At 72.2% G+C, this 21,272-nt stretch carries 19 protein-coding genes; 4 read left to right on the top strand and 15 right to left on the bottom strand.

What is annotated here, in order from left to right:
• Positions 1-26: 26 nt before the first annotated feature.
• Positions 27-1,244, bottom strand: a complete 1,218-nt coding sequence (locus ABD944_RS04360; protein ID WP_345172626.1) for an NAD(P)/FAD-dependent oxidoreductase — start codon at positions 1,242-1,244, stop codon at positions 27-29.
• A gap of 156 nt (positions 1,245-1,400) precedes the next feature.
• Between ABD944_RS04360 and ABD944_RS04355 the strand changes: the two genes are divergently transcribed.
• Positions 1,401-2,033: a TetR/AcrR family transcriptional regulator gene (locus ABD944_RS04355; RefSeq protein ID WP_345172624.1), complete on the top strand. Its 633-nt coding sequence runs from the start codon at positions 1,401-1,403 to the stop codon at positions 2,031-2,033.
• 42 nt (positions 2,034-2,075) lie between these two features.
• Complete coding sequence (locus ABD944_RS04350) at positions 2,076-2,984, top strand: alpha/beta hydrolase (RefSeq protein ID WP_345172622.1); 909 nt, start codon at positions 2,076-2,078, stop codon at positions 2,982-2,984.
• A 108-nt stretch (positions 2,985-3,092) separates the two neighbouring features.
• On the opposite strand, the gene ABD944_RS04345 is transcribed toward ABD944_RS04350, so the two are convergent.
• The 11 genes from ABD944_RS04345 to ABD944_RS04295 form a co-directional block, all read right to left on the bottom strand.
• Entirely contained in the window at positions 3,093-4,238 is a 1,146-nt protein-coding gene (locus tag ABD944_RS04345; protein WP_345172620.1) for a serine hydrolase domain-containing protein, read from the bottom strand.
• Positions 4,239-4,727: 489 nt separating this feature from the next.
• On the bottom strand, positions 4,728-5,390 hold the full coding sequence (locus ABD944_RS04340; protein WP_345172618.1) for a DedA family protein: 663 nt from the start codon (positions 5,388-5,390) through the stop codon (positions 4,728-4,730).
• Positions 5,391-5,514: 124 nt separating this feature from the next.
• A complete protein-coding gene (locus ABD944_RS04335; protein WP_345172616.1) occupies positions 5,515-6,651 on the bottom strand; it encodes a TolB-like translocation protein in 1,137 nt (378 codons plus the stop codon).
• Positions 6,648-7,181 (bottom strand): SigE family RNA polymerase sigma factor, encoded by a 534-nt coding sequence (locus ABD944_RS04330; RefSeq protein WP_345172614.1) that lies wholly within the window; start codon positions 7,179-7,181, stop codon positions 6,648-6,650. Before ABD944_RS04330 ends, ABD944_RS04335 begins: the two co-directional genes overlap by 4 nt.
• Positions 7,178-8,632 (bottom strand): glycosyltransferase family 39 protein, encoded by a 1,455-nt coding sequence (locus tag ABD944_RS04325; protein WP_345172613.1) that lies wholly within the window; start codon positions 8,630-8,632, stop codon positions 7,178-7,180. Before ABD944_RS04325 ends, ABD944_RS04330 begins: the two co-directional genes overlap by 4 nt.
• Before the next feature lie 264 nt (positions 8,633-8,896).
• A complete protein-coding gene (locus tag ABD944_RS04320) occupies positions 8,897-10,582 on the bottom strand; it encodes a SulP family inorganic anion transporter (protein WP_345172611.1) in 1,686 nt (561 codons plus the stop codon).
• 11 nt (positions 10,583-10,593) lie between these two features.
• Positions 10,594-11,271 (bottom strand): GAP family protein, encoded by a 678-nt coding sequence (locus tag ABD944_RS04315; RefSeq protein ID WP_345172609.1) that lies wholly within the window; start codon positions 11,269-11,271, stop codon positions 10,594-10,596.
• A gap of 11 nt (positions 11,272-11,282) precedes the next feature.
• Positions 11,283-12,716: a DUF1254 domain-containing protein gene (locus ABD944_RS04310; protein WP_345172607.1), complete on the bottom strand. Its 1,434-nt coding sequence runs from the start codon at positions 12,714-12,716 to the stop codon at positions 11,283-11,285.
• Between the two features lie 4 nt (positions 12,717-12,720).
• A complete protein-coding gene (locus ABD944_RS04305; protein ID WP_345172606.1) occupies positions 12,721-14,313 on the bottom strand; it encodes a DUF1254 domain-containing protein in 1,593 nt (530 codons plus the stop codon).
• 247 nt (positions 14,314-14,560) lie between these two features.
• Positions 14,561-14,734 carry a hypothetical protein gene (locus tag ABD944_RS04300; RefSeq protein ID WP_345172604.1) on the bottom strand — a complete coding sequence of 58 codons (174 nt, stop codon included), beginning with the start codon at positions 14,732-14,734 and terminating at the stop codon, positions 14,561-14,563.
• Position 14,735: 1 nt separating this feature from the next.
• The gene (locus ABD944_RS04295; RefSeq protein WP_345172601.1) at positions 14,736-15,035 is read right to left on the bottom strand and encodes a hypothetical protein; all 300 of its coding nucleotides are present in this window, start codon (positions 15,033-15,035) and stop codon (positions 14,736-14,738) included.
• A 217-nt stretch (positions 15,036-15,252) separates the two neighbouring features.
• Here ABD944_RS04295 and ABD944_RS04290 point away from each other — a divergent pair, with 217 nt between their 5' ends.
• Positions 15,253-16,197, top strand: coding sequence for a helix-turn-helix domain-containing protein (locus ABD944_RS04290; RefSeq protein WP_345172599.1), 945 nt, complete (start codon positions 15,253-15,255; stop codon positions 16,195-16,197).
• Between the two features lie 56 nt (positions 16,198-16,253).
• On the opposite strand, the gene ABD944_RS04285 is transcribed toward ABD944_RS04290, so the two are convergent.
• Together ABD944_RS04285 and ABD944_RS04280 are read right to left on the bottom strand one after the other, a co-directional pair.
• Positions 16,254-17,282, bottom strand: a complete 1,029-nt coding sequence (locus ABD944_RS04285) for an RNA polymerase subunit sigma-70 (protein WP_345172597.1) — start codon at positions 17,280-17,282, stop codon at positions 16,254-16,256.
• Positions 17,283-17,384: 102 nt separating this feature from the next.
• The gene (locus ABD944_RS04280; RefSeq protein WP_345172595.1) at positions 17,385-18,377 is read right to left on the bottom strand and encodes a zinc-binding dehydrogenase; all 993 of its coding nucleotides are present in this window, start codon (positions 18,375-18,377) and stop codon (positions 17,385-17,387) included.
• Positions 18,378-18,606: 229 nt separating this feature from the next.
• Between ABD944_RS04280 and ABD944_RS04275 the strand changes: the two genes are divergently transcribed.
• A complete protein-coding gene (locus ABD944_RS04275) occupies positions 18,607-20,076 on the top strand; it encodes a serine/threonine-protein kinase (RefSeq protein WP_345172593.1) in 1,470 nt (489 codons plus the stop codon).
• Here ABD944_RS04275 and ABD944_RS04270 read toward each other — a convergent pair.
• Positions 20,062-21,216: an epoxide hydrolase family protein gene (locus ABD944_RS04270; protein ID WP_345172591.1), complete on the bottom strand. Its 1,155-nt coding sequence runs from the start codon at positions 21,214-21,216 to the stop codon at positions 20,062-20,064. The two genes, ABD944_RS04275 and ABD944_RS04270, sit on opposite strands and share 15 nt — an antisense overlap.
• Positions 21,217-21,272: the final 56 nt, after the last annotated feature.

The raw sequence follows: 21,272 nt of genomic DNA, 5'->3' as shown, positions 1-21,272 counted from the left end.
CCCCCGCGCACCGGTGGGTCGACGGCTCAGCCGGGCAGGTCGGCCAGGACGGCTTCGGCGGCGCGGCGGCCGGACACCAGCGCGCCCTGGATGGACGCGGTGTCGCGGTGGTCGCCGCAGACGTAGCGTCCCCTGCGGATCCGCACCGGGCGGCGCAGCCTCAGCGGCGGAGGCATCGCCGGAAGAGCTCCCTTGATCGGATAAGTGGCGATCAGCTGCCACGCGGCGGCGCCGCCGTAGATCTCGTCCAGCCGGCCGCGCACGCGCGACTCGTCGGCGTCGATCCCGAGCACGGAGGTCGCGATGAGCGCGCGGCCGTCGGCGGAGTACTCGGGCGCCGCGTCGGTGAGGACGAGGGTGTCGGTGATGATCCCCTCGGCGTCCAGGATCTGCAGGGGCTCCTCCAGCGGAGACTTCGGCGCCGCGTGGTAGAAGGTGGTGACGTCCCGCATGACGGGCGCCTCGATCTCGGGGACGAGGGCGGCGGCCCGGACGGGGTCGGTCGCCACGATGACGGCGTCGGCCTCGACCGTCTCCCCATCGGAGGTCCGCACCCCCTCACCGGTGACCGCTCCCACGGCGGTCTCCAGCGACAGCGCTCCGTCCGGCAACCGCGCCGCGAGTTGCTCCGCCATCCGTCCCATCCCGAGGGCGGGGACGCCGATCGTGCCGCGTGCGAACGACCGCCAGATCAGGTGGAAGAAGCGGCTTGAGGTCTCCAGCTCCCGTTCCAGCAGCACCCCGGCCAGGAACGGGCGCAGCAGCTTTTCGGTCATCCGCTCGGAGATGCCCCAGTGGCGAAGCTCCGCGGCCGTGTCGCGTTCGGCTTCGCGCAGGATCCGGGGGACGGGAAACGTCAGGTCGCGGGCGGTCATCGCGGCCAGCCCGGCCTTGTCGCGGACGGAGCCGACGTCGGCAAGGGCGCCGCTCAGCGCATGCCGGGGATGCTTCCACGGGAGCATCACGCGCTCACGCCGTCCCTCATGGAACACCAGCAGACCGGAAGCGAACGGCCTCAGGTCCAGGGCCCGGATGTCCAGGACGCGCCTGGCCTCGGGATAGGCAGTGTTGAAGACCTGGAAGCCCCGGTCGAGACGGAATCCGTCGACGATGTCGGTCCGCGTCCGGCCCCCGACCCCGTCGGACGCCTCCAGCACCCGCACCGGCACCCCGGCCTCGTTCAGCCTCACCGCACACGCCAGCCCGGCCAGGCCGGCGCCGACGATGACCACGGCACCAGACACGCGACCCTCGCTTCCGTAACGGTCCCCCCCCAATGGGCGTTCTGTCTCCCCGGTCCTCCTGCCCCCCCTTTGGCCCCTTATCCGGTCGCGCCGGCCACTGTTAATGCAAAGAATTTCGCGTTACTCTCTGAGGCGACCCACGGAGAGGGGCGCCCCATGGACGCGAAGCCGCGCGCGACGGGGGCCGTGAGGCCTGGCGGCCGAACGGCGCGCACTCGTGCCGCGGTGCTGGCCGCGGCCCGGGACGAGCTGGAGGCCGGCGGATACGCCGGACTCACCCTGGAGAAGGTGGCCGCGCGTTCGGGCGTGCATCTGGCCACGCTGTACCGGCGATGGCGGACGGTCGAGGGACTCGTCGTCGACCTGCTGGGCGAACTGGGCAAGACCGAGATCCCGATACCGGACACCGGCTCGTTCAAGGACGACCTCCGGGCGCTCGCGCTGGAGATCGCCGCGCTGTACCGGCAGCCCAGGGCCCGGGCGCTCGTCGAGGGCGTCGTGGCCGCCGCCGTCCGGTCCCCCGAGGCGTCCACCGCCTGGGCCACGGTGATCGCCGAGCGCAACCGCCTCGCGTCCCGGATCGTCGAGCGGGCCGTGGGACGCGGCGAACTGCCGCCGGGGACCGACGGCGTCGCGATCATCAGCGCCGTCGGCGCCCCCCTCTACTACCGGCTGCTCGTCGCCCGCGGGCCGGTGGACGACGAGATCGCCGAGAGCGCCGCAGCGGCCGCACACGCCGCCGCGCTCAGCGGCGTCTTCACCCCCGCCGGATCCCCCGGCCCTCCATAGACCGCGGCGGACAGCCGCCGCACCAGCGAAAGGACCCGCACAATGCGCCAGGACATCGAGTTCGTCTCGGCCGGGACGACCCTCCGCGGATGGCTCTACACCCCCGACGGCGCCTCCGGCCCGCACCCGGCCGTGGTCGTCACCCACGGGCTCGGGGCGGTCAAGGAGCAGTACACCGACGACATCGCCGAAGCGCTCGCCGCGGCCGGGCTGGCGGTCGTCCTCTACGACCACGCCTCGTTCGGCGCGAGCGACGGCGAGCCGCGCCAGGAGGTCGACCCCTGGACACAGATCCAGGGATACCGGGACGCCATCACCTTCCTGTGCACGCGTCCCGAGGTGGACGCCGAGCGCATCGGGGTCTTCGGGTCGAGCTTCTCAGGCGGGCACGTGCTCGTCGTCGGGGCGATCGACCGGCGGGTCAAGGCCGTCTACTCGCAGGTGCCGGTCATCAGCGGCGGGACGACCCTGTCGCGGTTCATCCCCAGCGAGGCGCTCGCCGAGGTGCGCAGGAGCTTCGACGCCGACCGGCTCGCCCGGTTCAACGGCGAGGCGCCGGCGATGATCCCCCTCATCACCGCGACCCCCGGGGAGCCCGCCGCGATGGCCGACCGGGAGACCTACGAGTGGTACCAGACGATCGAGCCGGAGCGCCTGGCGACCTGGCGCAACGAGGTCACGCTCCGGTCGGTGGAGGCGATCGCCGGCTACGAGCCGGGCGACTACGTCGCCCGCATCTCCCCCACGCCGCTCATGCTCGTCGTCGCCCAGCACGACATCCTCACTCACAGCGACCTGGCCTTCGCCGCCAACGAACGGGCCCTGCACCCCAAGCGGCTCGTCACCCTGCCCGGCGGCCACTTCGTCGTCTACAACCAGGAGTTCAAGAACACGCTCGCCCTCATGACCGAGTTCTTCCTCCAGCACCTCGCCCCCCGGACGACCGCCTGACCGACCACCCCGCCCCGGGCGCTCCGCCCACCGGGACGCGGTTCGTCTCGGCGGGTGGGAGGCGCCGTTGCGGTCGAGCCGGCCGGCGTGGGGATGTCGGTGTGACCGTCAGCAGAACACCTTGCCCGCGAAGGCGTAGAGCTTGTCGGCCGAGGGCGGCGAGGAGCCGAGGTTCACCGACAGGTTCATCTGCCGCCCGTCGTCGGAGCGGAGCGCGTAGGTGGTGTAGCCGATGAGCTGGCCGCTGTGCCCGATCATGTGCTTGCCGCAGGTCAGCGTGTACTCCTGGAGCCCGAGCCCGTAGGCGAATCCGGCGCCGGTGGGACGGGCCGCACGCATCGCGGCGAGCGTCGCGGGGGACAGCAGGCCTCCGCCGAGCAGCCCGTCGAGGAAGCGGCCGAGGTCACGGGTGGTGGAGATCATCTCGCCGGCCGCCCAGTCCAGGGAGGGGTTCATGCGCGTGGCGTCCACGGTCCGCCCGTCCGGCAGCAGCGCGTAGCCGTGCGCGTGCGGGCGGGGGAGCCCAGGCCGGTTACCGGGAACGATCGTCTGCGTCAGCCGGAGCGGGCGCAGCACACGCTCTTCCACCTCCTTCCCGTAGGGCCGCCCGGTCAGCCGCTCGATCAGTTTCCCCACGACCACGTAGTTGGTGTTGGAGTATTTCCAGGTGACGTCCGGGGGAATCTGGGCGGGGACGCGGAACGCCTGCGCGAGGAGCCGGTCGGGCCTGTAACCGCGGAACCGCTGCGCCCCGCGCCAGCGGTTGGTGGACCACCCCGGGTCGCTCATGTAGTCGCGAAGCAGACTGGTGTGCTGGAGGACCTGCCGCACCGTGATGCGCTCGCCGTCCGGGACGACTCCGGGCAGGTGCTCGGCCACCGGGTCGTCGAGCCGCAGCCGTCCCTCGTCGACGAGCTGCAGCAGGACGGTCGCCGCGAACGTCTTGGTGACGCTGCCGATCCGGAAGTACCCGGCCGGATCGGCCGGCCGCCCCGTCCGGACGTCGGACACGCCCGCCGCACCGGACCACTCGCCCCCGCCCGCGGTCCGCACCCGGAGCAGGACGGCCGTGGCCGCCCCGGTCTTCACCAGGTCGTCCAACATCGCCTGGAATCCGTCCTGGGACGCAGGGGTCCGGTCGGACCGCGACTGCGCCGTACGCGCGTCGGGAGCGGCGAGGAAGACCGTGGCCGCCGCGAAGGTCGCCGCCGCACCGGACACCGCGAGAGCCGTCCACCGAGAAATTCTGATCACGGATGAACGCTACGGAGCCGGGCCCCTTGCCGCCCATGCGGACGACCGCCCGGCCCTTTGCGGAAAACCGCACCCGCCGCGCTGCGGACTCCCCCTTCGACAACGTCATCGGTCGGCCTGGTCGTCGGGCGGGGCGGCCGGGGGGCGCCGTGGCGGCTGCCAGGTGGTGCTGGTCGTCCAGATGCCGTAAGCCATGGCGAGCACGGCGACGAAGATGATCGCCAGCCGCGGCGGGGTCGTCCTGATCTGCCAGCCCCACGGAGGCGCCCGAGCGCGAGCCCCTGGTCGTGTAGTGCGACAGGGCCAGCAGGCCGATCACGGTCACCGCGACGAGCCCGCCGCAGGCGAACCACGCGGCGCCGCTCGGATGTCTGATGCCACCCTGCGGGGCGGTCGCGACCAGGAAGGCGACCAGCCCCGCCGTGGCCAGCGCCGCCGCGAACCCGAAGAACACCGAGGCGGCCAGGGCGATCGCGACCGCCAGGACGTTCACTCGGACCGACCGGAGCGTCCGCCGCCCGGGCCGCCGTGGCCGTCGCGTCTCCGGCGCAAGTGATCGCGAAGCCGCCAGACGACGACGGCGAGCACGACCACAGCGACGATCACGATCGCGGTGATCCGCCCGGCGACGTGCTCGACCCGGGCGTAGGCGTGCCCGGCGAAGTATCCGAGCAGCGTGAAGGTCACGCCCCAGACCAGGCCTCCGGCGGCGTTGTAGAGCAGGAACACCCGGCCGGGCATCCCCGAGACCCCGGCCAGCGCGGGCATGATCGCGCGGAAGAAGGCGATGAACCGCCCGGCGAAGACGGCGGCACCGCCGCGGCGCCGGATCAGGTCGCGGGCACCGTCCACGCGGTCGCGGTGGCGGCGGAGCGGACGGCTGTCCAGGATCGGCTGCCCGGCATGGCGCCCGATCTGGTACCCGGCGAAGTCCCCCGCGATCGCCGCCAGGACCACGATCACGGCGAGCCACACGACCGAGACCTTCTGCTGGGCGGCCAGCGCCCCGCCGAGGACGACGGCCGTCTCACCGGGCAGCACGAAGCCGAAGAACAGGGCGTCCTCGCAGAACACGAGCCCGCCGACGACCCCGTAGACGACGGGCCCGGACAGCCCGGCCACCCACGACACGACCGAGGCGAACAAACCCAACGCCTCCATCCAGATCTCTGCACGCCGGCAGCGCTCCGGGCCCGCCGACACCTCCCCTACCGGCCCTTCCCCTTCCCGGGATCAGTACCCCGACCTGCCGGGCCCGCGCCTCCACGGGCGGGAACTACCAGGCGATCAGGCCCAGGTCGCTGCGGTGCATGTCGGGGAGACGGTGGAAGCGGCCGTCGTCCATGCGGAAGACGGCCCGGTCGTGGCGCGAGCTGACGAGGAGGTGCCTGCCGGTCGCGTCGAGGGAGGTCCGGAAATCCACCGGTGCCGCGGGCGCGATCTGCCGGGCCGTCATGCGGTCGAGCTCGCGGACGGGCGCCGTGCGGGACGTGTCCCCGCGAGACAGGGGCAGCTCCACGATCGCGACGGAGTCGAACGTCCCCCCGACGTAGGTCTTCTCCTCGATGGCCGTGACGGTACGCCCGTCCGGGGAGGGCCGGAAGGAGGACAGGTCGGCCACGCTCCTCAGAACCGCGCGGGCGTGGGCGAGGTCGGCGTCGGCCCTGCGGGTGTCGAGCTCGCGCAGGACGATGCCGTTGTACTCCCCCTGGGGGCTCTCCGGGGCGTTGGTGACGAAGAAGAGGGTGCGGCCGTCCGCCCCCCATGCCGGGGACTGCGCGTACTCCAGTGAGCTCGCGCTCGGCGGCGGCAGACGCCATCCGCGGTGGGCGCCGGACGGGGAGTCGACGACCGCCACGTCGTCGCCGCGGCAACCGGTGAGGTTGTTGAAGACGAGCGCGACGCGGCCGCCGTCCGCGGTGGCGGCCATCTCGTCCACCCGGGTGTCGAACCCGCCGGGCAGGGTCGTCCTGCTCGCCACGGTCCCGTCACGGCGCAGGCCGACCTTCTCGATGCGCGTGCGGCAGGGGCCGCTCTCGTCGGCGAGGAAGGCGGTGCGCCGGTCGCCCGAGACGGCGAGCGCCGAGTAGTGCCCGGCGCGGGGCCCGATGTCGGCGATCATGCGTCCCGTCCAGGAGTCGAAGACCCCGACGCCGCCCTTCCGGTGGGTCGCCAGGAAGTACGGGGGCCCCTCGTGCGCGCCGACCACGTCCGGGCTGCGCAGGGCGCCGCGGAGAGCGACGGTCACGGCCGCGACCGCGATGACCGTGAGGGCGGCGGCGACGGGCACGATCCACCGTCCCGCCGGCCGCCGGCGGCGCGCGGCGGGCAGGGCCAGGGGCGGCAGCGACTCGCGCGTCACCTCGCGCGTCTCGGCGGCGGCGGCGTCCTTCAGCAGCCGTTCGACGTTCACGAGGTCTCTCCCAGCATGCGCTCAAGGGCGGTGCGCCCGCGTGACGTGTTGGACCGGACGGTGCCCCGGCTCACCCGCATGATCTGCGCGGTCTCCTCCTCGGACAGATCCAGGACGAACCGGAGCACCAGTGTCTCCCGCTGCCGGTGCGGCAGGCGGCGCAGCGCGTCGAGGATCTCCCTGCCCTGCTCCCGTCCGAGGACCCGGCTCTCCGCCGACGCGGCGGGCGGATTCTGGGCGCCGAGAGGGCGGCGGCCCCGGCGGCGCAGCACCGACCGGCAGTTGTTGAGCACCGACGACCTCAGGTAGGTGAGGGCCTTGCCGGGGTCCTTCAGCCTGCCCCACCGCTGGTACAGCCCGAGGAAGGAGTCCTGGACGACGTCCTCGGCCGTCGGCCTGTCGCCGACCATCACCAGGGCCAGCCTGACGAGTTCGAGGGCGTGCGCTTCGTACAACTGCGTCACCGCTCTCTCGGGCGAAGGCGCCATCAGGTCCGGGGGGCCGTCCTTGCGGAAGTTGAGGAGGCTCACGGGGAAGAGACGCGTCCGGGGCGCCGATGTTGCACGGCCGGCCGCACTTTTTCCGGGCGGGCCGTCCGCCGCTGGAACAGTGACAGCGTGATGCCGCGGACGCGCCAGACGCCGGCCTGCCGGAAGTGCCGCTGGAGGACGTCGACTTTCGCCTGGTCCCGCGGAACCAGGGACGGCATGCGCCAGGGCCCCTCCAGCAGCCACACCCGGTCCGTCGCGGCGCCGGTCAGCCGGTGGCCGATCTCGGCCGGTTCGAACTCGGTGCCGCCGAAGTTGCCCGCCTGGGCGGGGGTCCGCCGCAGCGCGACGTCGCGCAACCCGCGGAACGCGTCCGGGTACGCCTCGGCGATCGACCGCCGGTCCGCCGTGAGGAAGAGGATCGCGTCCCCCGGCCGGGCCTCCCGCTCGACGACCGCCGCGGCCCCGCGGAGGTCGTCCCACCAGTTCTCCGGACGGCGCTGCTCGACGTGCAGCGGCGCCACCAGGACGGCCATCGCGACGAGCGGCACGAACCACGTCCGGTAGGGCAGCCGGGCGAGACCCGCGGCGGCCAGCAGCGCCATGGCGGGGAGGCTGCCGATCAGGTAGCGGCTCGTGTAGAAGGGATGGAGCTGGGAGACCAGGAGCAGCACCGTCGCGGGCAGCAGCAGCCACGGGACGGCCAGTGCCCGCAGGCCGATCGGGCCGCGGCGCCGCGCCGTGACCAGTCCCACCGCCATGGCGGCGCCGAGCAGGTACGCCACGATCGGGGGGCCGGTGAACGCCTCGGCCAGATAGAGCACGTCGCGCCATCCCGGGCGCGTCAGCCAGTCGAGGGCGTTGCGCTGGGTCACGGCCAGCGCGATCAGCGGGCTCACCGCGAGCACCGCTCCCGCCGTGGCGGCGCACCACCGGCGCAGCATCGTCCTGGTGCGGCGCGCCATCAGCAGGGTCGCCAGATGGGCGGGCAGGACGAGCAGTGCGAACAGATGGACCAGCCCCAGCAGGGCGACGCCCGCGCCGTAGGCGGCGTACCGGCGCCGGGAGCCCCGTTCCGCAAGGTCCACGAACAGCACGGTCAGCCACACGGTGAGCGCCGCGACCAGGGAGTAGGACCGGGCCTCGTGCGCGTAGTGGCTGGCGAACGGGGCCGCGGCGCAGAGCAGCCCGGCGACCAGCCCCACGGGCGCGGACATGATCCTGCGGCCGAGAACGGTGATGCCCGCCGCCGTGGCCGCGAACGCCGCGATCGAGGGGAGCCGCAGCGCGAACTCGCCGGCCCCGAACACCTGCACGACGCAGTGCATGAGCAGGTAGTAGGCGGCGTGGACGGCGTCGATGTGCCACGCGCACCACAGGATGTCGGGGATCGATCGGCGGGCGATCTCGGATGTGATCGCCTCGTCGCGCCACAGCGGCAGCCCTCCGGCGCCCCAGAGGCCCATCCCCAGCGCCAGCAGGGCGGGCGCCAAGGGAAGGAGCCAGGCCCTCCGCCGCTCTCGCCCCGCCTCCCGGCGCCGACCTGCGACTTCGGTGGGCGGGCCGGGACGCCCGGTCGTCGCCCGGCGTTCGCCGGGCAGAAGATCCAGTTTTGAGTTCACGCCAAGAGACGCGAAAAGCCCCGCGATGTTGCATCCCCAAACCCTCGTTCACCATCGCCGCCGCGGGCGCAGCTCCGTCCCGCCTGTCCTCGGCCAGACGGCTTGTGCGCACGGCGCGGCCTTGCCCGGCCAGGGTCAGGTTCCGGTGCTGGACGCGTCGACGGCCGCCTGGACCGTGGGATAGACGTGCCTCAGCTCCGCCCTGGCTCCGGCGGTGCGCAACACGTCCCGGACCTGGCCCACATCGCCGGCCAGCAGGAGCCTGACTCCGCGGGCCTCCAGCTCCTCGGTCAGCTCGTCGAGCATGCGTACCGCGCTGACGTCGACGAAGGGGACCGTCTCGGCGTCGATCACGACGGCCGTCGCCCCCTCCCGGCCGGCGGCGCTCCGCACCGTGGACCGGATCCGCTCGGCGTTGGCGAAGTAGATGCCCGCCTCGACGCGCAGCACGACCACCCCCGGGATCCTGCGGCCGTCCGTGTGCCTGTCGAGCGCGGCGAAGTGCCCGTCCTCCGGCAGCCGCCCCAGCTCGCTGATGACCGGGCGAGACGAGCGGTAGAGGAGCAGCAGCAGCGAGACGCCGATGCCGATGAAGAGGCCGGGCAGCGTGTCGAAGATCATCACGCCGAGCATCGCGGCGACCGCGGTGACGAAGTCGGGCCGCGCGACGACCCCGTAGGCCCGGCCCAGCCTGCGGGTGAAGACGCGGTGGAGGGCGACCAGCGAGGGGATGTCGACCAGCTCGACCACCGCCGCGACCACGACGCCCGCGAGCACCGCCTCGGGGAGCCTCTCGAAGAGGCCGGTGAGGAAGAGCAGCGTGACCAGGGTGAGGAAGGCGACGAAGACCCCGGACAGCTGGGTGCGTGCGCCCGCCGACCAGTTCACGGCGGTCTTCGAGAGGCTGCCGTTGACGACCATGCCGCCGGACAGGCCGGCGCCCAGGCCGGCGGCCCCGAGCCCGATCAGCTCGCGGTCGGCGTCGACCTCGTAGTGGCCGCGGACGGCGTAGCTCTTCGCCGCCGCGAGTCCCTCGGCGAAGGCGACGAGCAGCACGCCGGCACTTCCGGCGGCGAGGCCGCCGAGGGCGTCCACCGAGACGTCGGGGAAGCCGAACGGGGGCGGCCCGGTCTCGATCCCACCGACGACGGCGACACCGCGGTGCTCCAGATCGAAGGCCTTCGCCGCCGTGATCCCCAGCGCCACCGCGAGCAGCGAGCCCGGCACGAACGGGGCGACCCGCCTAAGGACGAGGATCAGAAGGAGGCTGCCCCCGCCGACCAGGAGGGTGAGGCCACTGGTCTGGCCGAGGTCGCCGATCAGGGCCCGGACCTTCTCGAAGAAGTCCCCCGGCGCGGCCTTGACGCCGAACAGCTTCGGCAGCTGTCCCGCGATGATCGTCAGTGCCAGGCCGACGATGAAGCCCTTCAGGACCGGCTCGGAGATGAAGCTCGCGAGGAAGCCGAGGCGCAGCAGTCCGGCGAGGAGCCCCGCGACGCCCACCGTGACGGCCAGGGCCGCCGTCATCGCGGTGTGGGCGTCCGCGCTCGCACCGCCTGCTGCCTCACCGACGATCGCCGCCGAGAGCGCGGCCGTCGCCGCCATCGGCCCGACCACCAGGTGCCTGGAACTGCCGAAGGCTGCGTAGAGGACCAGGGCCGCGGGCGCGGCGTAGAGGCCGACCACGGGCGAGACGCCGGCGATCGTCGCGTAGGCGAGCGCCTCGGGCACGAGGACCGCCCACACCGTCACCCCGGCCAGGGCGTCCCGCCCCAGCCACTGCCGCCGGTATCCCCGCAGCGAGGGGAACAGCCCGAGCATGCTCGGCCTCATCAGGAGGAGAGGTCGCTGATGGCGTTGCCCGCCAGCTTCGCGGCGAGGATCAGGCAGATCACGGTCATGATCGCCGAGTTGTGCCGCTCCATCCAGAGCTTGAGGTCGTCGAGGATGTGCTGGGAGCGCTCCTTGAGGACGAAGTAGAGCACGACCGGCGCTCCGGTCCCGGTCGCCCCGATCACGACGAAGACCGCGAGAGCCGCGGCCTGCGCGCCGGCCGAGGTGTCCGTCCGCGCGATCGCCGCCGCCGCGGCGATCACGAGCAGCAGGTTCTTCGGGTTGACGGCGGACAGCGCGAACCCGAGCGCTCCCGCCTTGACCGGTGTGAACGAGTCGACGGTGCGCATCCACTTCGGCAGCGACACCTGCTCGTCGCCGCGCGGACGGCCGCGCCACTCCCTCACCGCCACCCCCAGCAGCAGCACGCCGAGCGCCAGGTCGAGCGCGCTGACCCAGTCCGCCGGCTGCCCCTGGTCGCCCGGGCCCGCGCCGCCCGAGGCCAGCAGCACGATCGCGCCGACCAGGGACAGGCCCAGGATCCAGCCGAGGAGCAGCGCCGGCCCGTTGGAACGCGCCCGGGGAGTCGCGAGCATCAGCACCACACCGATGATCGGGAACGGGCTCAGCGCCACGCCGACGCCGTACGACAGGATCTGACCGATCGCCTCGCCCACGGCCGCCTACCTCACACCGGTTCGACCTCGCCCGGCCGCCAACTCCGGTCGAACCAGCCTTCGAGCGGGCCGTAGAGGCGCAGGACGACGAACCATCCCTTGCCGGGGACCGTCTGGATCCAGTTCGCCTCCCCGCCCGGCGGCGCGGCCGGGCCGAAGTGGACGACCGTGTCGCCGCGGTCATCGGTCCGCACGGCGTCCGAAAGGCTGTTCACGCTCGGGTAGGGGTCGCCGGTGCGCAGCAGCGACCGAGTCTGGGGGTCGTAGACGTCCACGGCCCAGAAGTCCTTCGCCGGGATGTCCTTGGGAAGGGTGAGCGTGTAGCTCTTCTCGCCGTCGAGCCAGGCGCCGGTGGAGTCCTCCGCCGTGTAGGCGTACTGCGATCCGGCCCCGACCGTCGCCCTCGCCATCGCCGGCGTGATCACGAGCGCACCGTGGTGGAAGACGGCGCGAGCGTCCAGGAGCCGCGCACCCTGCGGTGAGAGGAACTCGTGGCTTCCGGACGGGAACATGTTCTTCCACGAGCTGCCCGAGTAGTAGAAGAAGCCCGGGTCGCGCGGTTTGAAGGTCAGCGTCCGCACGAGGCCCGACCCGACTCGCGCGGCGGTGTCGAGGATCGAGCGCATGCGGTCGTCCGGCCGGAAGGGGCGGCCGGGCACGATGCCGATCGAGGCGAGCTGTCCCGCGCGCTCGGGGTCGAGCGCCTCGGGCGGCTCCTCCTGAACGATCTCGTCGACCTCCTCGAAGAACGAGAAGTCGTTGGCGGGGACCGTGGTGAAGACGGAGTCGGCGAAGTCGACGAAGCGCTGCTCGGGCGGGTCGGCCGCGGCCGAGAGCGGGTACATCCGCGTCTTGAGCAGGCTCTCGACGCCCCCCAGCACGCGGAGCGCCGCCCAGCAGGAGAAGGTCGGCGACCGCGAGACGAAGTAGCCGTCCGGGACGTCGCCGTCGTAGCCGGGGGGCAGGAAGAGGTACCTGCCTCCCTTGCCCGCGTCGGGTCCGGCGATCCCCATGTCGGCGACGTAGCGCTGCCAGAGATCGTCGACGACGCTCAGCGAGCCCTCCGGCGCCTCGATCACCGTCGGGCCGTCCTGGTCGAGCGCCAGGAAGGCCATCCCGTACGTGGTCTCGGTGTTCGCCGTGAGGATCAACGGCGCCGAGCCGCAGCGCGGGGCCGTGTACCCGATCGTGCGGGAGTCGACGCCGAGGCTCCGCAGCCCGCGCCGCATCGCCACCATCGCCGCGCCGGGCAGGCAGTTGAGGAAGACGTCGATCCCGCGCAGCAGGTCGAGCGCGTCATAGCTCCGGGCGACCGTGTCGGGCAGGGGCAGGCCGTCGAAGAAGCCCATCGGACCGAAGACCGAGTCCAGCCGGTCCGGGATGCTGATGGACGCGAGGGTCTCGGCTGATACGCCCGGGCTGGGCGCGTCGCTCAGGTGAGGCATCGCGTCAGCCCGCCGCCTCGACCTCGCCCGGCCGCCAGGTCTTGTCGAAGAACGGCGGCAGCGGGCTGTAGAAGCGCAGGACCACGAACCATCCCTTGCCCGGCACGGTCTGGATCCAGTTGCCCTCAGGCACACCGTCGGGCCGGTCGGGCCCGAAGTGGACCGTGGTCGTGCCATCCGCGTCGGCGACCGCCGCAGGGGTCGGATAGTCCTGGCTGCCCGCCCGGGGGAAGCGCTGCGGCGTGGAGAGCATCGAGCGGGTCTGGTTGTCGTAGACGGTGCACGACCAGAAACGGGCGGCGGGAATGTCCGGCGGAAGCACCAGACGGTAGTGCCTGCCCCCGTCAAGGGCCCGGTCCTCCTGGTCCGCGCACGCGAACAGGTACTGCGAGCCGATGCCGGGCAGGGGCGCGGTGAACGCCGGGCTGATGCCCACGCCCAGGTACCACCACCAGTTCCGCAGGTTGAGCTTGCGGGCGCCGTCGCTCGCACGGAGCTCGACGCCCCGGTCGGTGATGTCCGGGGGCGGGGTCATGAAGTCGTACCCGGCCGGGAGCAGACCGTTGATCCACTGGGAGGACGCCCCGTAGAAGTGCGCCCCCTCGTCCGGACGCAGGCGGCAGGCGAGGGTGCGGGCCGTCGCGTTCCCCACCGCGGCCGCCTCGGCGAGGATCTTCCGCATCCGCGGATCCGGCTGGAAGGGCCGTCCCTTGGCGATCCCGATCGCGGCCAACGCACCGGCGATCTCGGGATCGAGCGCCTCGACCGGCTGATCGTGCACGAGCTCGCTCGCGAGGTCGAAGTACGTCGAGTCCGCGGGCGGGACCGTGTTCACGGCGAACCCGGTGCCCTCGACGAAGCGCGGCGGATCGGGCCTGCGGAGCGCGGCGGTCCACGTCTGAGCGGTCCACGGCGACGGCGGGGCCGCGCCCCCCATGACGATCTCCCCGATGCTCGTCCCGAAGAACCCGGGGGCGTAGCGGTGGATGCGCAGCCCCTCCTTGATGCGCTCGACCGCGGGCCTCGGGTCGTCGTTCTCCAGGAACGCTCGCCCGCCCAGGAGGAGCCGCGTGGTGCGGGTCGGCTGGGGGAAGAAGCCGCCCTCCGGAAGAGGACCCTCATATCCGGGCGGCACGAAGAGGTACTTGCCGCCGGCCCCGCGATCCGGCCCCGCCATTCCCGGATCCGCGACCCAGCGGAACCACATGTCGTTGACGAAACAGAGGGAGAGGGGCGGCATCTCCACGACCAGCGGCCCCTCGGTCAGGTCGAGGAACGTCACGAAGTAGACGGTGTCCGCGTTCCCCGTGAGCACGAGCGTCTCGGGATCCATGAACTCCGAGAAGAGCAGGACGTCGTGGTCCATGACGCCGGCATCGAGGAAGCCCCTGCGCGCCGCCCACACATTGACCCCGGAGTACGCGTCGAGGAAGGCCCGGACGGCGTGCAGATGGTCCAGATGGTCGTAGACGCGCTCGGCGGTCTCGGCGGTGGGCCTGCCCAGCGGGAACTCCAGAGTCCCCAGACCCGTCTCCACCCGCTCGGGCGTCGAGAGCGACTCCATGACCTGTGGCGAGATCCGTCCGGCTTGCTGCAAGGCATCGCTCCGTTCTCGGGAGAGGTCTCCTCTCGCCCACAGGGCCGTACCTGCCGCAGACCGCCATTAAACACAGCGCCCTAATTCATTGTTTTCATATTACTCGGCAGGCCGCGGGGATGCCGGGCCAAAAAGCCTGAGCCAATGATTTCTTCAAAGAAGAACGCTCGGAGTTGACCGGACAGGCCTTGCAGGAAGATGGGTCGGCCAGGGGGATGGTGAGCCACGCCAGGCGGGGTCGGCGCCTTCAGCTCGCCTGGCGCCGCTTCTTCCATTCGGCGACGACGGCCACGACATGTTTGCGGATGTCGTCACTGCGGTCCGCGCTGCCGTTGACCTCACGGCACGCCTCGCCGTACTCGTCCCACAGGACGTCGTCGGCGAGGCGGAACCTGCGTTGCGGGTTGCCCGGTGTAGGCATGTCAGCCGCCGAGCTTCACGACCAGCGAGCGCAGGTGCTGCGTCGCGGCGTTCTCCCGGCCGCGCTTCACCCACGCTGCGATGTGTTCGCTGACCAGCTCGGCGAGGCTCGCACGCTCGTCATCGCTGAGCTCGACCGTGGTCGTGGTGCTGGTCCGGCAGTCGTAAGCCGTGAAGAGGATGTCTCCGACCGCCTGCTCGGCCGCAGGCGGCTTGCGGTTGCGCTGAGCATGCCACCCGGCGCTGCTGTTGACGACGCCCCAGCCATGCAGGGCCTCGTAGTTGGTGAGTTCGAGCCTCATGGGCCGATGCCTCTCGCTGAAAGGGTGTGGCCACACCCTGCTCCTCACCTTACGCGGGTCTGGCCGCAAGACCGGCCGGACGACACGCCCCAGCACGTCCGGGGCCCTCTCACGCGTGCCGGCGCCTCGGGCTTCGTCGCGCCGGCGGTTGCGTCGGCGAGGGCGCCCGGGTGATGCTGCTGGTCGGACCCCGCAGCGTCAACAGTTTTGGTGACTCATGGACTTCGCTTTCTGGCGCGAGATGAGTTCGAAGATGTGGATGCCGCTTGATGCCCGCAGCGAGCCGCATCTGGAAGGCACGTTTCAGGCCCATGTCGCTCTGGGCGGGCTCGGCTCCGTGCAGGCGACCCTGTTGAGTGCGAAGTCGCTGACGATCCAGCGCACGCACAGGCTCATCCGCCAGTCCGACCCGGAGACCTTTTTCGTGACCTGCGTCGTGCGTGGTCACGCCACAGGGGAACAAGCCGATCGGGATGCGGAACTGCGTGCCGGGGATCTGATGCTCCGTGACAGCTCGCGTCCCTACCTGACCAGGTTCGGATCGGCGGACCCTGCGGGCGGCCAACTGCTCTCGTTGCAGTTTCCGCGGTCGGTGCTGCCCCTGCCCGAGCGGGGCCTGCGGGAGCTCAGCGGGGTCCGGATCCGGGGCGATCAGGGTGTCGGCGCGCTGGCTTCGCAGTACCTGCTGGAGCTGGCTCGGCGCCTTGAGCAGTTCAGTGCGGCCGAGGCCCTGCGAGTGTCCGCCCTGACTCTGGACGTCCTGGCCGCCGCGCTGGCCAGCGCGCTGGACGCCGACAGCGACGTACCGCTGGGCAGCCGACGGCGCGCGCTGCTCGCCCAGATCCATGCCTTCATCCGGGCGAACCTGAGCGACGTGCACCTGACCCCGGGGGCGATCGCCGCCGCCCACCACATCTCGTTGAGCTACCTGCACCAGTTGTTCCGGGCCGAAGAGCACACCGTCGCGGGCTGGATCCGCGAGCGCCGCCTGGAGCAGTGCCGCCGCGATCTGAGCGACCCGCTCCTCGCCGCCATGCCGATCGGCGCCATCGCGGCTCGGTGGGGTTTCACCAGTCCGGCCCACTTCAGCCAGGCCTTCCGCGCCGCCTATGGCTTGTCACCCCGTCAGTTCCGCCGAACGGCCGCGATCGGTTCCTCGTAGGCCCCTGCTGTGTCACCGTCCAGGTCGGACGGCCGTGGCCTCGACCTCGGCCGTTCCTACGAGAGGTGGGAGGTCGGCCAGCCGGCGGGGCGGTCCGCGAGCACGTCCGGGAAGCCGAACGCCGCGGCCAGCGCGGGGTCATGGAACTTGACCACGCGGGTGACGCCGGTGGCGGCCGGGGCCAGCACCACGACGCCGTCGGCGCGGAGCGCGCCGTCCCCGTCCCGGTGGTACACGACGGCGGCGGGCTGGCCGTTGGCGGCCGTGGCGATCATCCGCCAGTCGCCCGGTGTGCCCAGCACGTACGCGTCGAGCATGTGCACGCACATCGCCCGGCCCGCCTGCCACTCGCGGAACGGCGTCGCCTCAAGCGTGGCGTCCGCGCGCAGCACCTGCTCCAGCAGGGCGGCGTCGGAGCGTTCGAAGGCCGCGATGTAGCCGTCGAGAAGCGCGCGCGCCCGTTGGTCGGTCGGTTCGAGCAGTTCCTCGGGCTTCGGCTCCAGCTCGTCCAACCGGGCACGGGCGCGCTGCAGACCGCTCTTGACCGCAGCCGTGGTGGTGTCGAGGATCTCCGCGGTCTCGGCCGCCGAGAACGCCAGCACCTCGCGCAGGATGAGGATCGCGCGCTGCCGGGCGGGCAGGTGCTGCAGGCTGGCGATGAGCGCGAGCCGCAGCGACTCGCGTTCGACCGCCACCGCCGCCGGATCGTCGGCGGGCGGGGCGATCCACGCGTCCGGCAGCGGTTCCAGCCACGAGACCTCGCCCGGCGCGGCGGGGCTCGGCGGGCGGTCGGGCCGGTCCTGCGGGCCGCCCAGCCCCGAGGGCAGCACCCGGATCGGGCGCGGCTTCATCGCCGTCAGGCAGACGTTGGTGGCGATCTTGTAGAGCCAGGACCGGACCGACGCCCGGCCCTCGAACCCCGCGTAGGACCGCCACGCCCGCAGATAGCTCTCCTGCACCAGGTCTTCGGCATCGTGCGCCGACCCGACCATGCGGTAGCAGTGCGCCAGCAGCTCCCGGCGGAACCGCTCGGTCTCGGCGGTGAACCGCTCTCGACTCGGTGTCGCCCGCGGATCCGATGTCACGCCACGAGCCTAGTCACGAAGCGCTCTCGGCCTGGTCCGCGTGCCGCCGCCGCCGGGCCCCGCGATCAGATGCGGCGTCACCGGCTCGGTCTGAAGGGTTCTTCACGGCAGCAGAGCCAGCTTTCCGACGGTGGCCCTGGCCTCCAGTTCCGCCAGCGCTTTCGGGCCGTCGGCCAGGTCGTACGCGGTGGGGAGACTGGGGGTGAGCACACCGGCCGCGACCAGCGCGGACAACTCGCCCATCACCTCGCCGAAGATCTGCGGAGCCGCCTGGATCAGCGCGCCGATGTTGAGCCCGATGATCTGAACCTGGTGCTCGTACACCAGCTCCCAGTTCGTGATCGAGGCCTCGCCGCCCGCCATCCCGAAGACGATGACCCGGCCCGTGACCCGCCTGGCCGCGGCGAGGCTGGCGGCGAAGGTGGCACCGCCCGCCGACTCCAGGACCACATCGGCGCCGGCGCCGCCGGTCAGCTCCCTCACCTCGGCGGCGAGGTCGCCGCCGAGGGAGTCCAGGACGTGGTCGGCTCCGAGGGCCCGCACCGTCTCGTGCTTGCCCGGCGAGGCGGTGGCGATGACCGTCGCGCCGTAGTGCTTGGCCATCCTCACCGCGGCCTGGCCGGTCCCGCCCGCCGCGGCGTGGATCAGCACGGCCTGCCCGGCGGCGACACCGCCCAGAGGCCTGAGCGCGGCCAGCGCGGTGGGCCAGTTCACGACCATCCCCAGCGCCTGCTGCTCCGTCCAGCCCGGGGGGACCGGCACCGCCCCGGCCGCGGGCAGGACCATGTACTCGGCGAACGCGCCGTCCCCGACGCCGACGACGCGGGCCCCCGGCCGCGGGCCGGCCGTCGCCTCGCCGACCGCGACGACCTCCCCGGCGGCCTCGAAACCCGCCACGTACGGGGGCCGCGGGCCGTCTCCGAACGTTCCGCGCGCCTTCGAGACGTCGGCGAAGTTGACCCCGGCGGCGGTGACGCGGACCAGGACCTCGCCCTGGCCGGGGGTCGGCACCGGCGCGTCGGTGATCAGACGCATGTCCCGCGGGCCGTTGAAGGTGGTCTGTTGTAGCGCACGCATGGTCGCGGGAACGCTCATCGGCGATCGGCCTTTCCTTCTCGGTGTGCATGGGAGAGACCGACCGGCCCGCCGCGCGGGCCGCGCCTCCCACCATGTAGACCTCGCGCCCCGCCGAAAGGAATCGGCCGAGACTTCGAGTACACCTGGAGGAGGTTCGCGGACGTCCAGGCGCTGTCGCTTCCCGAAGTTCAAGTGAACGTTAGTGTTTTTTAGACGGGCCGTGCGGCTTTTGGGCTACGGTCCTGACGTGGCTGAGGACCTCGGGCGAAGGTTGCTGGGCCGGTACCGGCTCATGGATCCACTGGGACGCGGCGGTATGGGCACCGTCTGGCGCGCGCATGACGAGCGGCTCGGCCGCCAGGTCGCGGTCAAGGAACTGCGGCTGCCCGAGGGTCTGGACGCCGAGGAGCGCGACGCGTGGACGGCGCGGGTCGACCGGGAGGCGCGGGCGGCGGCCCGGCTCCGGCACCCGGGCATCGTCACCGTCCACGACCTCGTCACGACCGATGACGGGCAACCCTGGATCATCATGGAGCTGGTGCCCGGTCCGTCCTTGGCCGATGTGCTCGCCGAGCACGGTCCCCTTCCGCCGGACCGCGCCGCCGCCCTCGGCGCGGGGGTTCTGGACGCGTTGCGCGCGGCCCACCAGGCGGGCATCGTCCATCGCGACATCAAGCCCGCCAACGTGCTGCTGGAAGGTGACCGGGTCGTCCTGACCGACTTCGGCATCGCCGCCGTCGAGGGCGACGCGACCCTGACGCGTTCGGGCGCACTCCTCGGGACCCCCGCCTACATGTCCCCCGAGCAGGTCCGCGGCCTGCCCGCCGGGGCGGAGTCGGACCTGTGGTCGCTGGGGGCGACCTTGCACACCGCGGTGGAAGGCCGTCCGCCTTTCGCGGGCACCAGTCCCGGGGCCGTTCTCGTCGCCGTCGCGACCGAGGAGCCCGCCCCCGCTCCCCACGCCGGTCCCCTCGCACCTGTTCTGCGGGGCCTGATGCGCAAGAGCGCGGCCGAACGCATGCCGCTTGACCAGGCGCAGCGGATGCTGAACTCGCTCGCGTCCCGACCGGCCGGGCCCGCTCCCGCGCCGGTTCCCGGATCCGCGGGCGGCGCCGCACCACCGCCACCGGGCCAGGCCCCCTGGCAGCCGCCGGCGCCCGAACCGGCGACGCGCGTGACGCGCCCGCGCGGACGCCACGGCCGCTGGCCGGGGTTCGTCATCGCAGGCGCGGCGGCACTGCTGATGATCGCGGTGCTGCTGCCCTGGCAGACGGTGACCGTCTCCATCGCGCAACTCCCCCGCGACATGACGGCCACCTCCACCGGAATCGATCTGGTCTGGGGACGGGTGACGCTGCTGTGCGCGGCGGCGGCCGCCGTGCCGGGCGTGCTCGGCGGCGTCCGGTCCAGGGGCCGGCTCGCGGCGACGGCGGCGGCGCCGGCGCTGGTCGGCCTGCTCATGCTGGCCACCGCGGCCGTCCTGCCCAAGATCAGGAAGCCGGCGGTCCCGGAACCGGGAAACCTGCCTCCGGCGCTGCACCAGATGGTGAAGGACCACACCGAGACCTCCGTGGGACTCGGGTGGTACCTGGCGGTGCCGCTGACACTGCTGATCATGGGCCTGAGCATCGTTTCCCTCGTGCTCGCGCTCGACGCGCTGCGGCGGGAGCGGGCCGTGCCCGCTCCCGCCGCGGCCGGGGGTTCAGCCCTTCCGTAGGGCGGCGAAGAAGGTGCGCAGGTCGGAGGTCACCGCTTCGGGCACCTCCAGGGAGGCGTAGTGGCCGCCGGTGGGGAACTCGCTCCAGTGCACGATGTTGGTGTTGTCGCGTTCGGCGAGGGAGCGGATGGTCTGGAAGTCGTCGGCGAAGACCGCGACGCCGGTCGGCGCGGTGTTGATGGCCGGTTCGGCGCCGGAGTGCGCCTCGGCGTAGTGGTAGCGGCCCGCGGTGGCCTGGGTGTTGGTGAGCCAGTACAGCGTGACCTGGGTCAGGATCTGGTCGCGGGTCACCAGGCTCGTGCCGTTGCCGAAGGAGTTGAACAGCTCGCTCCAGGCCAGCTGGCCGACGGGCGAGTCCGCGATGCCGACCGCGACGGTCTGCGGTCGAGAGGCGTTGATCGCGTTGTAGCCGCCGACCGACTGGAACCACTGCATGTGCTCCAGCGCCGCGTACTCCTTGGGGCCGAAGCCGGCGAACTCGTCCGGGTCGCCCGAGGGGAAGGAGAACAGCTGCAGGACGTGCATGCCGAGGTATCCGGGCGGCTTCAGCAGTCCGAGCTCGCGGGAGATCATGGTGCCGGCGTCGCTGCCGTGCGAGCCGTAGGTCTCGTAGCCGAGCCGGCGCATGAGGGCGTCGAAGGTGCGGGCGACGCGCGCCATCGTCCAGTCCCCGTCGGACAGCGGGGTGCTGAAGCCGAAGCCGGGGATCGAGGGGACGACCACGGAGAACGCGTCCTCGGCCCGTCCGCCGTGCGCGACCGGGTCGGTGAGCGGGCCGATCATGTCGAGGAAGTCCACGAACGAGCCGGGGTAGGTGTGGATGAGCAGCAGGGGGGTGGCGTCCGGCTCGGCGGAGGGGACGTGGATGAAGTGGACCTCCTGGCCGTCGATCTCGGTGAGGTAGTGCGGGAACTCGTTCATCCGCGCCTCCTGCTCCCGCCAGTCGAAGCCGTTGCGCCAGTGCTCGACGGTCTCGCGCAGGTAGCTGTTCGGCGTGCCGAGGTCCCAGTTGTCGACCGCGGCGGGGCGGGGCAGCCGGGTGTTGGCCAGCCGCAGGGCGAGGTCGTCGAGCTCGGCCTGCGGGATCTCCACGCGGAAGGGGCGGATCTCGGCGGAAGCGGACTTCTTCGTCGTCGTCATGGCTTCACAGTAGAACCCATATAGGAAGACTTGATTCCTAATGGTGCGGCATCATG

This window comes from Actinomadura verrucosospora (genome assembly GCF_039540335.1).
Classification (GTDB): domain Bacteria; phylum Actinomycetota; class Actinomycetes; order Streptosporangiales; family Streptosporangiaceae; genus Spirillospora; species Spirillospora verrucosospora.
The sequence above is the reverse complement of the archived record's forward strand: the minus strand, read 5'-3'. Positions and strand labels throughout refer to the sequence as shown.